The sequence below is a fragment of the Nostoc sp. TCL240-02 genome, from assembly GCF_013343235.1.
GTDB lineage: Bacteria > Cyanobacteriota > Cyanobacteriia > Cyanobacteriales > Nostocaceae > Nostoc.
Window position 1 is genome coordinate 857,542 of record NZ_CP040094.1, and the last position, 15,561, is coordinate 873,102.

12 protein-coding genes, 1 tRNA gene and 1 pseudogene are annotated in these 15,561 nt (G+C 41.4%); 5 read left to right on the top strand and 9 right to left on the bottom strand.

The window, feature by feature from the left end; genetic code table 11:
- Positions 1 to 343: 343 nt before the first annotated feature.
- Positions 344 to 1,120, bottom strand: coding sequence for a Uma2 family endonuclease (locus FBB35_RS03825; RefSeq protein WP_174708544.1), 777 nt, complete (start codon positions 1,118 to 1,120; stop codon positions 344 to 346).
- 50 nt (positions 1,121 to 1,170) lie between these two features.
- Positions 1,171 to 1,968, bottom strand: a complete 798-nt coding sequence (locus FBB35_RS03830) for an HAD-IIB family hydrolase (RefSeq protein WP_174708545.1) — start codon at positions 1,966 to 1,968, stop codon at positions 1,171 to 1,173.
- Positions 1,969 to 2,072: 104 nt separating this feature from the next.
- On the opposite strand from FBB35_RS03830, the gene FBB35_RS03835 reads away from it, so the two are divergent.
- Positions 2,073 to 2,894 (top strand): hypothetical protein, encoded by an 822-nt coding sequence (locus FBB35_RS03835; protein ID WP_174713514.1) that lies wholly within the window; start codon positions 2,073 to 2,075, stop codon positions 2,892 to 2,894.
- 40 nt (positions 2,895 to 2,934) lie between these two features.
- Here the strand turns inward: FBB35_RS03835 and FBB35_RS03840 are convergent, their stop codons facing one another.
- The 4 genes from FBB35_RS03840 to FBB35_RS03855 all read right to left on the bottom strand — a co-directional run bounded on the left by FBB35_RS03840 (position 2,935) and on the right by FBB35_RS03855 (position 8,128).
- Positions 2,935 to 3,639 carry a DevA family ABC transporter ATP-binding protein gene (locus FBB35_RS03840; protein WP_174713515.1) on the bottom strand — a complete coding sequence of 235 codons (705 nt, stop codon included), beginning with the start codon at positions 3,637 to 3,639 and terminating at the stop codon, positions 2,935 to 2,937.
- A 96-nt stretch (positions 3,640 to 3,735) separates the two neighbouring features.
- Complete coding sequence (gene devC, locus FBB35_RS03845; RefSeq protein ID WP_174708546.1) at positions 3,736 to 4,890, bottom strand: ABC transporter permease DevC; 1,155 nt, start codon at positions 4,888 to 4,890, stop codon at positions 3,736 to 3,738.
- A gap of 246 nt (positions 4,891 to 5,136) precedes the next feature.
- Positions 5,137 to 6,561: an HlyD family efflux transporter periplasmic adaptor subunit gene (locus tag FBB35_RS03850; RefSeq protein WP_174708547.1), complete on the bottom strand. Its 1,425-nt coding sequence runs from the start codon at positions 6,559 to 6,561 to the stop codon at positions 5,137 to 5,139.
- A gap of 829 nt (positions 6,562 to 7,390) precedes the next feature.
- A complete protein-coding gene (locus FBB35_RS03855) occupies positions 7,391 to 8,128 on the bottom strand; it encodes a phycocyanobilin:ferredoxin oxidoreductase (RefSeq protein ID WP_174708548.1) in 738 nt (245 codons plus the stop codon).
- Positions 8,129 to 8,330: 202 nt separating this feature from the next.
- Here FBB35_RS03855 and FBB35_RS03860 point away from each other — a divergent pair, with 202 nt between their 5' ends.
- Positions 8,331 to 8,540 (top strand): hypothetical protein, encoded by a 210-nt coding sequence (locus FBB35_RS03860; protein ID WP_174708549.1) that lies wholly within the window; start codon positions 8,331 to 8,333, stop codon positions 8,538 to 8,540.
- Positions 8,541 to 9,073: 533 nt separating this feature from the next.
- Here the strand turns inward: FBB35_RS03860 and FBB35_RS03865 are convergent.
- Positions 9,074 to 11,380, bottom strand: a complete 2,307-nt coding sequence (locus FBB35_RS03865) for an IMS domain-containing protein (protein ID WP_174708550.1) — start codon at positions 11,378 to 11,380, stop codon at positions 9,074 to 9,076.
- Between the two features lie 766 nt (positions 11,381 to 12,146).
- On the opposite strand from FBB35_RS03865, the gene pdhA reads away from it, so the two are divergent.
- From pdhA to FBB35_RS03880, 3 genes are all read left to right on the top strand, one after another.
- Positions 12,147 to 13,181 carry a pyruvate dehydrogenase (acetyl-transferring) E1 component subunit alpha gene (gene pdhA, locus FBB35_RS03870; RefSeq protein WP_114080372.1) on the top strand — a complete coding sequence of 345 codons (1,035 nt, stop codon included), beginning with the start codon at positions 12,147 to 12,149 and terminating at the stop codon, positions 13,179 to 13,181.
- Between the two features lie 101 nt (positions 13,182 to 13,282).
- A complete protein-coding gene (locus FBB35_RS03875; protein WP_174708551.1) occupies positions 13,283 to 14,152 on the top strand; it encodes an aldose epimerase in 870 nt (289 codons plus the stop codon).
- 61 nt (positions 14,153 to 14,213) lie between these two features.
- Positions 14,214 to 14,285, top strand: a tRNA-Lys gene (locus FBB35_RS03880).
- A 125-nt stretch (positions 14,286 to 14,410) separates the two neighbouring features.
- Here the strand turns inward: FBB35_RS03880 and FBB35_RS03885 are convergent.
- Both FBB35_RS03885 and FBB35_RS03890 read right to left on the bottom strand, forming a co-directional pair.
- Positions 14,411 to 14,566 carry a hypothetical protein gene (locus FBB35_RS03885; RefSeq protein ID WP_174708552.1) on the bottom strand — a complete coding sequence of 52 codons (156 nt, stop codon included), beginning with the start codon at positions 14,564 to 14,566 and terminating at the stop codon, positions 14,411 to 14,413.
- Between the two features lie 36 nt (positions 14,567 to 14,602).
- Positions 14,603 to 15,532: pseudogene (locus FBB35_RS03890) on the bottom strand (SDR family NAD(P)-dependent oxidoreductase); the annotation flags it as partial.
- Between the last annotated feature and the right edge of the window lie 29 nt (positions 15,533 to 15,561).

Sequence of the window (15,561 nt, forward strand, 5' to 3'; positions counted from 1 at the left end):
TAAGTCCTATTCATTTCAGAAGGTCTGAGAGCAACTGCTTAAAAGTCATGGAAAAAGAAATAAATATTTGTTTCGTTAGCGTAGCGGCACGAAGTGCGATGTGTAGCGCATATTTAATACGTCCAAGATCAATCCCCTAGATTTATTATCTCTCTTGGTTACTCAGCACTCAGTACTAAGTAGATGGACAAAAATATTTACAGTCATTGCGAGCGAAGCGTTCGCGGAGCGTCTTTAAGAGTTGTAATCCTAACCCTTGCGATTGCTACCCTGTGGGTTCTCCCAAGGAGTACATTCCGCTTTGCTTCATTCGCAATGACATTGTGTAATTAATTCTGTCTGACTACTTATCAGGGTCTACATTGAGCGATCGCAACCTTGCCTTTAATTGTTCTATCTGCAATTCTGCCTGTTCTGCTCGTTGACGTTCTTGTTCTGCTCGTTGACGTTCTTGTTCTGCTCGTTGACGTTCTTGTTCTGCTCGTTGACGTTCTTGTTCTGCCAGTACTTCTGCTTGCTGCCTTGCCAAAACTTCCTGCCCCAAAGCCTCTGCCAGTTCATTAGGGATGAGTAATTTTTCCCCAGTATCTTCTCGATAAAACCCAATTAGCCTTCCCTCAATTACCAAACGCAGTTGTAGCGGTTCACTGCGTCCATCTTGTATAGATTCGTAGATTTCTCCCCGCAGGCGATAGCCACGTAACTGTTGTTCTACCCACTCGCCTTTAGGGTCAAATAGCCAGTATTCTTTAACACCTAGCTGCTCATAGAGGGTCTTTTTGAAGATTTCATCTTGTCCTTTAGTACCAAAGGATGTCATTTCAAAAATAACTGTGGGTACTTGACCCTCTTCCCAGATTTTAAAGTTGTCTCGACCACCGGGTGCAACATCAAAAATCACCATCACATCTGGGGCTACCCGCAACTTGGGAAAACCTTGTGCATAGTAAAGAAATTGATTTCCTAATACTGTTGCCTGACGATTTGCCAAATACTGTTTCAGGACTTCTAAGGTAGTTAGTAAAGCATAAAGGTGGTCGTAGGTTTCTGCCACTGGTTGACCATCAGCACTGGGGTAGAATATTTCTGATTCGACACTAACAGGTAAAGTAGCCGTCATGGTTGTAAAATCAGCGCTACGAGATTATTGTAAAACAACTCTAGTTCTTCCTAACTTGAGATGTCCAAGCTTTTCAAAATATAACTAGATAACTCGCAAAATCCATCACCTTCGGCAGCATTGGTAATATAAGCAGGGTGATATTTCAACTGATTCATATATTCCAATACGTTGACCACGCCTACAGAAACAGGAAAATAACGCCGATCGAATAAACTTTCGTCATTGGGACTATCGCCAACAGTGACAATTTGTTCTGACGAGTACTGGGGTAAATATTCGCGCAATACTTGCAACAATCCCACAGCTTTGTCTTGTCCTTGGGATTTAATGTGGCACTGCACATTGCTATAGGTAAATCCCCAAGCCATTTGTTGACAAAGACTATCTAGGGTTTGTAGTTCATCTTGACTCAAACCAGCTACATCAAAAGTCCAGTCGGTGACACGAAAGCGATTATCAGCAGATTCTTGGATTTGAGGAAATTTAGTTTGTAAATTCTCAAAAGTCGTAGCCAAGTGCTGGCGATGTTTGGCTAAATCGGAAATAGGTGTTAATACTACTGGTTTGTGATTCCCAGGTGGAAAGTACAAACCACCATTTTCTGCGATCGCACCTGCCACTGGCATCAGGCTACTCAATCCACTCACCCACCCGGCAGAACGCCCTGTTACAATCAGCACCTTAATGTCAACTGCCGCTAAATCCTCTAAAGCTTGTAGCAGTGGGGTAGTAAATTTTCCTCGTCTAGTTAGCGTGCCATCCATATCTGTGGCTATCAGACGAATATTGCTAAAGCTTGTAGATGAAACGTCAGACAGGGCAGGGACGTTCTGGTGTCTGGACATACGCAGTTTGTAAAAAGCTGTTAAAAATATTAATCATACAGCAAGATGGCATTGAAGATTTGGGCATCCTAAACATCAGGAGTCAAGTTTTTCAGTTTCCAACCATGCCTACTTCGATGTATCTTGCCCAATCCTCAGGATTAAAGCCTAAAAAGGCATCCCAGGAAGTGCCAGCAAGTAATCCTCCAATACCACCATTATTGGTGTTAACCTCTGGAGGACTGGCTTTCGCTGTGATTGCTTTAATTGTCTATAGTAAGCTCCAGAAGGATAAGCTGGAGAAAAAACTTAAGTTTGAACAATTCCGGGCGCGAGAATTAGAAAAAAAGTTTAAGCTGGCGCTGGAAACGATTCGCAAAATGGAAACTAATCCCGATTTGGTCAACTCACGGGACTTTAACCTAGATTATCTGCGAATGCGGATGTCAGAGGAGGTGTTTCATTTTGCAATCCTTAATCAAGTTAAGATTCAGATCAAAGAAAAAGTTACTCAAGCCCTGCGGCCAAATCAAGCCCAACTTGGATCTGTCGGAATTGCTAATAGCGCTGGACGGCAGGTAGATGAAATTTTTGATGTAGAGTATGAAACTGGTAGTCCAGGAAATTCTGCTAAACGAGTGCTGTTCCGCATTCAAGTCCGGTTAATGAAGTTACCAACGCAAGCAACTTCTGCAACTATTAGTCAAATTATTGACTGTATAGAAACTTACCTAAGTCCCATAGAAGATGAAGATAGTTGGCAACCAACAATTCAAGGTCGGATTGCTACTATGCATTGGGATCAAAAGGCTAAACCCACGCCTCTGCTGGTTCTGGAGCAATCAAATGAAGGCGTGAATGTGACCTTCCGTACTAGTCGCCAACCAAATGCCCCAACTCCGCCGAACCAACCTGGAATGAAAAAATCAAGCTCGGCTAGACAATAAATTATGCCTGTCATTGGTCATTTACAAAGGACAAATGACTCTAAATCGGTGCATTTGAGGAATTACGGGTTAAAAGACCATCTTCCATTTCTACGATGCGATCGGCTATGTCTAAAATGCGGTTGTCGTGTGTCACTAATAAGATAGTGGTTCCCTGATTTTTGGCTAGACTCTGCATTATTTCTACAACATCGCGTCCTGATTGTTTGTCTAATGCTGCTGTTGGTTCGTCTGCTAGCACCAGTGGGGGATGATTCACTAAGGCGCGAGCGATCGCAATTCTTTGTTTCTGTCCACCAGAAAGATTATCTGGGTAGTAATCAACTCGTTCTTCTAGACCAACAGACCCCAGCATGGCTTTTGATTTAGCCATTGCTTCTGTTTGAGAAATATTATCATTCAACTCTACCGCCATCTGCACATTTTGCTTCGCAGTCAAGAACCCTAGTAAATTGTGAGCTTGAAAAATATAACCGATCTTGCGTCGCATTTGTACCAATTTGTTTTGACTAACACCAACAAGTTCTTCACCTAAAAATTTTAAACTTCCCTCTTGTACAGACCGCAAACCACCAATTAAGCTCAGTAATGTGGTTTTACCAGAACCTGATGGCCCGGTCATAATTACAATTTCACCAGGATAAATTTCTAGGTTAATATCAAATAATATCTGTTTTCTCAATGCGCCTTTGCCATAGTAATGATTAAGATTCTTGATGGCAATTACAGGTTCTTTTTCTATCATGTTTCTATTAGCTGTAAGTTGGACTTTCAAAAATTAAGTTTTCTTAATTGTCAACTATAAAGTCTATCTATTAATTTTTAATTAATATTAAATTAATTAAAAAATATCTGCTGGATCTGCGGAACGTAATTTTCGGACTGCGATCGCACCGGAAATAATGCACATCAGCATAGTCAAAATTAAAACCATTACGGCACGGTCAAAACTCATAAAAACTGGTAAAAGTGTTGCATCTCTGGCACTTTGATACATAAATAAAGCAAAAACTATTCCAGGGAAGTATCCTAAAATGGCTAATAGCAAAGCCTCTTGAAGAATTACGGTTAATAAATAGTTTTGTGTATAGCCTATTGCTTTAAGAGTAGCGTATTCAGCTAAGTGATCTGCGACTTCTGTATAAAGGATCTGATAAACAATCACAGTTCCTACAATGAAACCCATGACAGTCCCTAATGTGAAAATAAATCCAATAGCTGTACTGTTTGCCCAATAATTACGTTCAAAATCAATAAATTCCTGCTTGGTTAAAACATTTACCTCTTTAGGTAGATATTGTCGTAGTTCTTGAGCAACAACTTGAGCATCTGCTCCCGGTTTTAATCTAATCAGCCCAATATCAATTAATCCTTTTTGACGATTACTGAATATTCGTAGAAAGTTAATATCACTCGTAATTAAATTACCATCTGCACCGAATGATGCACCTAATGTAAATAGTCCCTCTACTTTAATCCGCCGCCTTCGGACTTCTGCTGTTACAGTCTTTCCTTGGCTAAAATTAGCAACAATAGGCCCATACTCTACCCGAGAAGAACGGTCAAATAAAACTACATCAGGGAGTTTGAGTTTATCTAAGTTCTCCTGAACACCAGGTAAGTTAACTATATTAGTTTCTGGGTTCATTCCAAAAATTAGAATACTACGAGGACGGCCTGTTATGGGATTTTTCCAGATTGTAAAGTCCAAATATATAGGATGTACTGATTGTACTGCGGGTAACTCTAAAGCTTTATATAAACGTCTTTGAGAAAAGCTCCTCATCGCCAAAACAGCGCTAGATTGATTATTAATTAAGACAATATCACCTTGCAAGCTGTTATGAAATCGAACGTTACTATAATATAAGGCATCCCGGAAGCCGAGTTGCATAAACATTAAAATATCAGCAAAAGAAATTCCTGCTAAAGCCACAGCTAGGCGAGTTTTTTCTCTTGTCAGTTGTAGCCACGACAGAGGTATTTTTTGATTCATTTTATAGGTATCCAAGCACAGCTATTATTTACAGCAGAGTTCAGAATTTAGTCGTCAAAAACCAGATGTAGCAAGTTTTAATATCTGGCTTTGAAATTTAGGTTATCTACCTAACTTAATTACAAGCTGCTGTAATTTATCAGGCATCCATAGAATATTTAAAGTTGACAAAACAGCCTAGATAAGAATATTTTCAATTCAAAGTATCAAATCAGAAATTGATATTACTGCTCATCCATAACTTAACTAGTTATTAATTTCAACAACAACTTTAGCGTAAGTTAAACCAGAAACTTTTTGGCTATCTTCTGGAGGCAAAGCAATTTTAACTTCTACGACTCTGGCATCCACATCTGCTGCTGGATCTGTATTTAGCACGTCCTTTTTACCAATTTTTCTGCCAACTTCAGTGACAGTTCCCTTCAATTCGCCGCTAAATGCTCCATTATCGCTGCTGATAGTGGCGTTTTGACCAATTTGCACTTTACCAATACTGTCTTCGGCTACTTCAGCAATCACATACATTTGGCTAGTTTGGCCAATTTCAGCAATACCATTTGCACCTATGGCTTCGCCTGACTTGGTGTAAACTTTTAAAATCTCTCCAGCAATTGGTGCTTGAACGTAGCTTAACCTTAGCTGTGCTTCAGCTTTTCTGACATTTGCGATCGCATTACTAACTTGAGCTTGCGCTACTTGCACATCGGTAGGACTAACGTCCATAAGTCTGCTTAGTTTGGCCTTTTCTTCATCGATTTGTCTTTGCAAAGTTGCTAAAGTTTTGTCACGGTTAACTTTGGCTTCGATTAGCTGCTGTTGCAAAGTTGCTAAATTTTGTATTTGGTTAGCTCTAGCTTCAGCAAGTTGCTGTCGCAGTGTTGCTAATGTCTGCTTTAGCGTAGCTTGACTTTCAGCCACCTGCTGATTAGAAGTTACTGCACTCAAACGTCTACTATCCCGCTCTTGTTGAGAAATCGCACCTTCTTTGTATAAAAAATCATAGCGTCCAGCATCAACTTGGGCATTACGCTGTTGGGCTTGGATACGTGTAAGCGTTGCTCTGAGAGCTTCTTTTTGCCCACTGAGTTCAGCTTCCAGGCGATTTACTGTTGCTTGTTGGACAAGTTTATCTCCACTTAACTGGGCTGCAATTCGCGCGATCGTTGCTTGTTGACCATCCCTTTCGCCAACAAACTGGGCTTGTAAGCGAGCAACAACTGCTCTTTGAGCTTGAATATCTCTTGGAGATCCAGCCCGAACTTGTGCTAAATTCGCACGGGCTTCTTGCACTTTGGCTTTCGCCTCTTCTAATCCGGCTATTTGGGTATCGCGGTTGTCCAAAATTGCCACAATTTGGCCTTGCTTTACTTGTTCACCCTCTCTCACCAGAAGTTGCTGAATTCGTGACGATGGCGATAATCCTGATGATGGGGCGGACAATTTAACAACCTCGCCTCGCGGTTCCAAACGCCCTACAGCACTAATGCTATTGGTAGATGGCATTACGGGTACGGATGTAGTGAGTTTTCTCAGCTGCTCGATTTTGGCTGTACCTAGTATCCCAGCCGCGATTACTATTGGCACAGCTACAGCTATACCCCACCAAATCTTAGGTTGTTCTTGATTAAGTGCCTGCTCACTTGGCTTTGGCTTTTCAGTCACCCTTGACATAGTATGTTGCCCGTTTACCTGAATTGTGCTGATGGAAGTAAAAATAAAAGGGTTTTTAATCAACAGCCAGCTGCTTAGGACAAACAACAGTGCTTTAAAGCTGGGTATGGCTTAAAATCCATTGCGTGATGAATGCTCAACACTATGGTTTTGCAAAATGGTGTTTTCTATAGCAGACGCTCGTACCCTGCAGGTAGCCGCTATGCGTCTATGTATGCAATACATTGACCTCACTTCCATTCCTCTTGCCTTTTAGGAGAGAAGAATGGAAGCTTACTTACTTGGGGTTAGGTCTGTATTGAAACCGAGAAGCGCTATAGTAGCTTGCTATTCAATAACTCTGAGTATTATTGAGACATGAGTGCAATGGGAATTGGCAGAATTCACAAACCTAGATACAGAGACGTGATACATCATGTCTCTACACAAAATCCCAAAATGGTATGATGCGATACTGTACTGCTACATCAACCACAGCTAGAGTTGTCACAAAATTGACAAAAATAGACTGTTGCCTTTTTTGGATACAATCTTGCTACAAAAGTTAGTCTTCCTTAAGTGAATGAATGATTAACTAACTAAAAAATATCTATCAACTTGAGCATTCCTAACATCAGAGTTTCCTTAACTTTCTGGTCAATGAGTTAGCTGTCTCTAGTTGCTTGCACTTACCAAGACAACCAACCATTTTGTGATATTTGCTTCAAAGACCTGACTACTCTCTCTGTTGGCGTTTTGGGACTCCATTAAACTCTCGTTGAATGAATTCTACATTTATCTGTGACGCGAAAACGTAACAGAGCCTACAGATGGGGAGATGGGGGAATGATTAAGTTGGAAGGTCGAATAAAACTGTGGTCATATAATTTTCTGCCCAAGCTGGGCCAAAGGCTTTTTCTAGTACGCGGCGAGTTTTATCGTTTTGCTGCTGTTTGGTGCAGTAGTTTTGTTGTCCAGCGAGATTTTGTGTAACTTGTTCAACTGAAACAGGATGTGAGGTGATCGCTTGGATACAATGAATGTCTAAAAATTCTCGCACCCGCGACAGAAACATTGCTTCTTCTTCTGGGGAACCGGGGCGCACAAAGATGCAAAAATCCGAAAAAATATTTCCCCATTCTGGTAATTCACGGGGTTGGAAAAAGTTAAGCACTGGTAGCTGTGCCAGTGCAGTAGTATAAGATTCTGGTAAGGTGCGCTCTAATTGGATAGGAGAAAGGTCTGCGATCGCTGCACTAATTTGACCTCTACCCCCAACTAAATCGCAACCAAACATCGGCAGGTTGTATTCTGGACGGGGAAACATGACGCAGTGCAAAATATCCAGCATATTTCCGATTTTTGCCAGTTCCAAGTGCATCTTCCGAAACTGGGGCGTTTGATAACAGCGATTTTCAATCGTCAGTCTTTCGCCTTCTAGTCTACCTTCCACATACCCCAACTCATCAGGCAAATGGTAGGGCGATAGATCCAGGTGCTGATGCCAAGCTGCCTCAATACAATCAGCTAGCTGACGAATTAGGGGATGTTGTTGCTCACGCAGCGAGGGCATAGAAGTAAATGACATAAGCTAGTTGGGAATGCGAATCTAATGCCCAGTCTACAACCTGTCGTGCCACACCTGTTGTGGTCTGCAATATAAGCAAACAGTTCCACACAGCCAACGTAAAGTTATACGACAGATGCTTTTCACAAAGATTATTTATTTTGTAGTCTAGGTTACAGAAATAATTTTAGATTAGCCCACTTGTGAAGGCTAATAGAAAGCTATGAAACTAGATTCTCATAGACTAGATTTTGCTGTGCAATCAAGAAGGCAGAATCTGGAAGATTTAAATTGGGTAAAACTTTTGCAACTTCCTAACCCCTTTAGTTTTGATGAAGCACTTTTATTATGTCCGGTTTCAGCAGATGAGTGGCTAGCCTGGATTCCAGATCATGGGGAGGCGATACTCAATATTAGACATTTTTGCTACTAAATATTTTTGTACAAGTTTACTATTTGACGTTTGAAAATATATGTAGGGTGTGTTATCGACAGCGTAACGCACCATTTATAAACATAAGTTCGATAAACTTCTTCCTGCCTTTAACTTGCGTTTAAATTTGTCCCTCTTCGACTGGGAGAGAGACGGTTCTGCGTAATAAAACCAGGGAGAGGTTTCAATATTTAAGATAATTAGGATGTTAGTAAATGAGCCGTCGGATTCACGTTTTATAAGAATTTAGTGCGTTATGACGTTCCGTCTAACACACCTTAAAATACCTAATTTTTTCATAAATCAAATCAGATTTTTATAGAATTAAGTAAGTTGGCGAAATTAAAGCTAACTGGCTAAGGCTGTCCTTTGTCATTGGTCAGTAGTAAGAGTTTTAAGCCTATTTACGTTTCGTAACATACTTGGTTTTTTTCACGCCAACTTACTTATCTCAGTGATAACTATGTGAAAAACCTTTCCTAATTAAATAGAATGATACAGCTTGTTGCAGAGCATTGCCGAAAAATTCCAACTTATCTGGTGATTTGATTCACAACAGATGTACTCTGAATACGCCATTTACCTCGTTCTCGCATCAAGTCATACCGAACTCTCAATTTATCGTTAGAAGAGTTTTTAAACTGACCATTTTCATATAACTGCGTCACTTCTTTGACCGTAGCTTCTACTGCGGCACGATCTGCGAATAAACCAATTTTCTCAACAGATTCTATCTTCAAACTATGGTCGAACTTGCGGTAGCGATTGTCTAACCTATTTTGTTGAGCAATCAACCGCCATTGAGATAAAGCTGAACCAGTTAAAATTTGCTCTAAATTATTAATCTCATGATTTGGCCCTAAAGCTACGGCTTTGGTAGATAACCAAGTGTAAATAACTTTTTCTGCCTCTGCACTTGTTAAAGGGCCTTCTTCTAATTCTGGTTTTCTATTTGGATTGGGAATAGGTAGCGGTGGTTGGTTTATTTGTACAAACAACTGTAGATCGGGCGGAGAAGGTTGAGGAAAAAACAGATTTTTTAACCATCCAAAAGTTGTTGTAGCTAATACCCAGAAAACTAATATGCTCACCAAAGAAATAAACACTCTCCATACCAGCCGTGTTTTCCCTTCTATGGTGTTCGCAAAAGTTCGCCGCCGTCGGGGACGACGAGAATGAGGACGATTATCTGGTATACGCTCTCGGCTAGCAGATGGAGTGGGTTTTCTCCGCCTACGCTTTTGGTTATGACCAGATGCAGCACTCTTAGCTGAACCGTTCAAATGCTGATTAGTACCTCTGCTCATCCTTTCAGCAGCAGGAACCTCTGATTTTACACTTCCCGACGAATTCCATATATGTGGTGAGAAGTTTGGATATTCAGACGTTTCTTTTGTTGGTGTTTCTGGCAAATCTGGGTTAGGTACTCTGCTGTGATTAAATGACGCTGAAGTCTTAGTTGAATTGTTATGAAAATGAGTATTCTTTGCCTTAGCCTGGGGAAAATACTGGGGGTTAATTACAGCCCATTCATTAGTTGTTTCGGCATCAGTTGGCAGTGCTTCTAAATAAGCTTGCACCTGTTGGTTAGCAAAATAATCTTTTAAAAAAGCTTGCTGGTTTGCTAAATCTCGAAAATGGGGAAAGACTTCGTATTGCAGCCACTGTTCTGCATATAAACACAGCCCTGGTAACAAATCTGGAGAGTCCTGAGATTTTTCCCGAATAAAAGCTAAAGCTTCGTACTCCTGACTAAGTTCTAAAACACGAGTTGCTTCTTCAGTTTGCCCCAATAGTAAGGCACATAGCGACTGTTCTAAATGTACATCTTGGCGCTTGCCCAGACGCACGAGCATTTGTCTTGCTTGACGAATTAAAGCAGGTTGCCGTTGAGCAAATCCTCGCGCTATCAAGGCATAAACAGCTAAGTAAGTAGCAACAGCAGAAGAACGTTTGCTTTGAGCTTCAAATAACTTGTGCTGTTCTGCAACTGTTAAGTGGTTGCGTAACTGCTGGATAAATCGCAGAAAGTCATCTATGTTTAAACCCGATTCATCATTGTTCGTGCCATCAATCCCGCCACGATCTTCTAAGAGATTTTGCAATAATTCTAAGCCTTGGCTTCGTTCGGCAGTCTTTTCTTGAGGTAATGCGAGCAACTCCAAAATTCGATATGGCCGCAATTTGTAAAGATCAGCCTGAATTTCTGCCTGGATACTGGAGAACAAACCTTCGCGTACTAGCAGTTCTTGACCAGTTTCTAGGGATATAGCGGCATTTTCGTAGTGACCTTGCTGCCACTGTTCCCGACCTAATTCTAGACAGGCAAGGGCAACAGTGAGAACAACATCTGGGTGTTCAGCACTTTCATAAATTTCTTCGTCTGCTAACTTATTGCTCTTTCTTGCACTTGTAGCACTATTTTTATTTACCAGGTACGGACGACCTAGTTTCAGTACAAGTTCGTATTCCCCCAACTCTTGCAAAATTAATAAAGCGCCAACTAATTCGTCTTGGGTAATTTCGATACCAAGACTCTGAGTATCACTACCCCTTTTGGTGCTTTCTGTACGATTTTCCTGTGCTACTGCGGCAGCAGCAAGGTTATCAGGGTCATAGGCGTGGGCAAGATAAAGCTGATCGTAGGTACTGCGTTGTTTTGGATCTGATAAAACCACGTAAGCTTCTTCTATGAGTTGTTTACGAGAAGAAATTGCTGCCTGAGAATACTCACGTCGTGGCAATTGTACAATGCGATCGCTGTATGCCTGTCGCAATTGTTCTTCACTTGCCGCTAACGGTAGTCCTAAAATTCGGTAGTAATCTAGCGGAATTCGCACAGCCTACTTCCCCTGCACCGTGATCAACATAATTCACCTAGAGCTTTCCAGGCCTGTAAAACCGTGCCATAAAAATGCCGTATAGAATTTACTCTACAAGTGTATATTGCAACAACTCGTTTTGTAACTTCCCGAAATTTTGAGTCACATTCTAGTACTAATTTTTTGCTTTCGCCTAGAAAGCCTCAATTGTTTGTCTTAATTCTTAGTATTTTTGTTTAACACGACTATTATCAGCCTTCGATACCACAAACCACAACTACCGCTTTTAATCACGGCATAAATGTTGTGGTTGCAAGAATCTATTGAAATTGATTTTTTTGGGACTTTCCCAGTATGGAGTAACAAAAATACTACTATTGGGGATTGACCCTGATAACAGGAGAACAAAGATAATATCATAATTAATCTTTAATTACAATTACCTATTTGGGTATATGGACTTTTGCTTCATTTTTTCTAAATTGTTAATGGATATGCAGAAAGCAGTTTATCTTGATTGCTAGTCTATGAAGGGGAATAGTGAGAGAGAAAAACCCAAAGCGACATATATTGTCGTTAGAGTCAAATCCTCACGGGGTATGGGCTGAAAAGTTAAAAATCAAAAATTAAAAATTCAGCTATTCCCTAAGACCCTTTTTTGGTGCATAAATAAAGTTTGATTGTTGAGTCTTACAAACGCTAGCCTGTTAAAAGCCGAGGTGTTATCAGACCAACTTATTTAAGACCATAACTTTAAGTTGTACAACAGGGATACTCAAAAATAATGGTTCAAGAGCGTACTTTACCCACATTTAATCCTGCTACTACGCAAATTACTAAAGAAGAAGGGTTATGGTTGTATGAGGATATGGTTTTAGGGCGCTTGTTTGAAGACAAGTGCGCTGAAATGTACTACAGGGGCAAAATGTTTGGTTTTGTCCATTTGTACAACGGTCAAGAAGCTGTTTGTACAGGTGTTGTACAGTCAATGCGACCGGGTGAAGATTACGTTTGTAGTACTTACCGCGATCACGTTCATGCTCTGAGTGCGGGAGTACCAGCAAGAGAGGTAATGGCAGAATTATTTGGCAAAGCCACAGGTTGCAGCAAAGGGCGCGGTGGTTCCATGCACATGTTTTCTGCCGAACATCGCTTGCTGGGTGGCTATGCTTTTGTGGCTGAGGGAATTCCTGTAGCAGCTGGAGCAGCTTTTCAAAGCAAATACCGCCGCGAAGTGCTGGGAGATAAAAATGCTGACCAAGTGACAGCTTGCTTTTTTGGCGACGGTGCAGCTAACAACGGTCAGTTTTTTGAGACACTAAATATGGCAGCCCTCTGGAAACTGCCAATTCTTTTTGTAGTCGAAAATAATAAGTGGGCCATTGGCATGTCTCACGAACGAGCCACTTCCCAGCCAGAGATTTATAAAAAAGCCAGTGCATTTAACATGGTGGGCGTGGAAGTAGATGGCATGGATGTTCTAGCAGTCCGAGCCGTCGCTCAAGAAGCCGTCGCTCGTGCCCGTGCGGGTGAAGGCCCAACATTAATTGAGGCGCTTACCTACCGCTTCCGTGGTCACTCCTTGGCTGACCCAGATGAAATGCGGAGCAAAGCTGAGAAAGAGTTTTGGTTTGCCCGTGACCCAATTAAGAAGCTGGCAGCTTATTTGCTGGAACAAAATCTAGCGAATGAGGCAGAAATTAAAGCTATTGATCGTAAAATTCAGGATGTAATCGACGAGGCTGTCAAATTCGCCGAAAACAGCCCTGAGCCAGACCCCAGCGAGTTATATCGTTTTGTTTTTGCAGAAGACGAGTAAATTCTGGGGACTGGGGACTGGGTATTGGGATACTGGAAAGATTTCCCAGCCCCTAATCCCTAATCCCCAGTCCCCAATCCCTAATCCCAGGACTAAAATTTGTGTTTAGCATTGCAGTTCAACAGCAACAGTACAAGACGTACATTCTTTCTGATGAAGCCGCTAGTTCTCAATTGGAAGTAGTACCAGAACGCGGTGGTATCATCACCCGTTGGCGCATTCAAGGACAAGAAATTTTCTATTTGGACACTGAACGCTTTACTCATCCTGATTTGAGTGTCAGAGGTGGGAACCCAATTTTGTTTCCTATTTGTGGCAATCTCCCAGATAATACTTACATACATAATGGTCAAAAATATACTCTCAAACAACACGGTTTTGCCCGTGAATTACCGTGGAAAGCAACAGAACAAGAAACTGGAGATAAAGCTAGTCTCACTGTTGTTCTTGATAGCAATGAGCAAACTAAGGCAGTTTATCCTTTTGATTTTCAACTGGCTTTCACCTACGAACTTCAAGGTAATACCCTAGAAGTTCGCCAGCAGTATAAAAACTTATCATCCACACCAATGCCCTTTTCTGCTGGTTTCCATCCCTACTTTTTGTGTGGTGATAAAACTCAGCTAGAGGTTGAAATTCCTTCTAAGCAGTATCAAGACAATCAAACTAAGGAAATTCACTCTTTTGACGGCAATTTTGACTTTAGCCGTGATGAAATTGATTTTGCCTTTGGACAGCTAACTAGTAAAGCGGCCACTGCGATAGATCGCAGCCGGAAGCTAAAACTCACCTTGGATTATGATGACTTCTCTACCTATCTGGTATTTTGGACAGTCAAAGGTAAAGAATTCTACTGTCTAGAACCGTGGAGTGCCACCCGTAACTCTCTCAATACTGGTGATAAGCTGACTGTGTTAGCACCAGGAGCTAGCCATACAGCATCTATAAGGTTGACTGCTAATTTTTTCTAAACCCCTTTACAAATCTATAGATGTATATGCTATGATTGCAAGGTTGCGAAATGCAGCGAAAGGGTCGCTAACTCAACGGTAGAGTACTCGGCTTTTAACCGATTAGTTCCGGGTTCGAATCCCGGGCGACCCATATAAAGGTTCAAGTAACACTTGCCTCTGCTTTCATATCAAAAGCAGAGGTGATTTTTATCGATGAAGGCAGGAGGCAGCAGGAAAACTGCGCGAGGCTCATGGAGCAGACTCACTCAAGCGTTGCTATACCGTACCACCTAGTGGAAGCAAGCTACGTGGAGCGTTGCCCCTACAACGTTTAGTTTGTGTAAGTCCTATTTTTAAATCCAATCGCTCTGGAGAACAAAAATTTTCGGTTAAGCGATCGCTTATCTTACCCAAGGAAGTGCGATCGCCCATTATAATATCTGTTAGTTAGCAGATGTGTGAATTTGGTCATTTGCCCGCGCTTTGGGTCTTTTTATTAAATTCAAATTTCACATTGGTGAGTTTTTCTGATACTTCCCATAGTTTTTTAGCGATCGCTTGGTCTTTAGATAATTCGTTTGATTCGACTTTTATTGGATAGCCGCGTATCTCCATAAACCCATTGGGGCCGAAATATTCTGCGCCTTTTAAGCCTGCTTCGGTTGCCGCCCGCAGAGTTGGTAATGCGCCCATCGTGATGTCTTGAGCAAGGATGCCGTTGAGATATTTCACAACGCCACCCGCAGTTCTCTGCAATTCGGTTGCTGTCCAGCCCGGATGCGAGGCGGTTACAAGTGTCTCGATACCGTTATCTTTTAGCTTTCGGTCGAGTTCGTAGGTAAAATATAGGTTGGCAAGTTTGCTGTCGCCGTAGGCTTTCCATTTAGCATAACTTCTCTTTTCCCAATTCAAATCATCGAAATCTATTTTGCCTATAGTATGTGCGCCGCTCGAAACATTGACAATTCGTGAGCCTTCTGTATCAATCAAACGTTCCAAAAGCTGTCCCGTCAAAGCAAAATGTCCGAGATGATTAGTGCCGAACTGCAATTCAAAACCGTCCGTCGTTTTTGAATACGGGGGAATCATCACACCCGCATTATTAATCAGTAAATCCAGACGCAAATAATTTTTCTGAAAGTTTTCAGCGAAATTTTTAACTGATGCTAAATTCGCCAAATCAAGTTCCATCACCTTTACGTCGGCATCTTGATTCTGTTGAAGAATTTTTGCCAATACCTTCTTTCCTTTGTCCAAATTGCGAACCGCAATGATTACAGACGCTTGTTTATTAGCTAAAACCCTCGCCGTTTCATAACCGATGCCGCTGCTCGAACCCGTTACAATTGCTACCCTTCCTTTTTGACTCAGAATATTTTCCGCGTTCCATTTTTCATTTTATTTACTCCTGTTTAATTAATCGAACG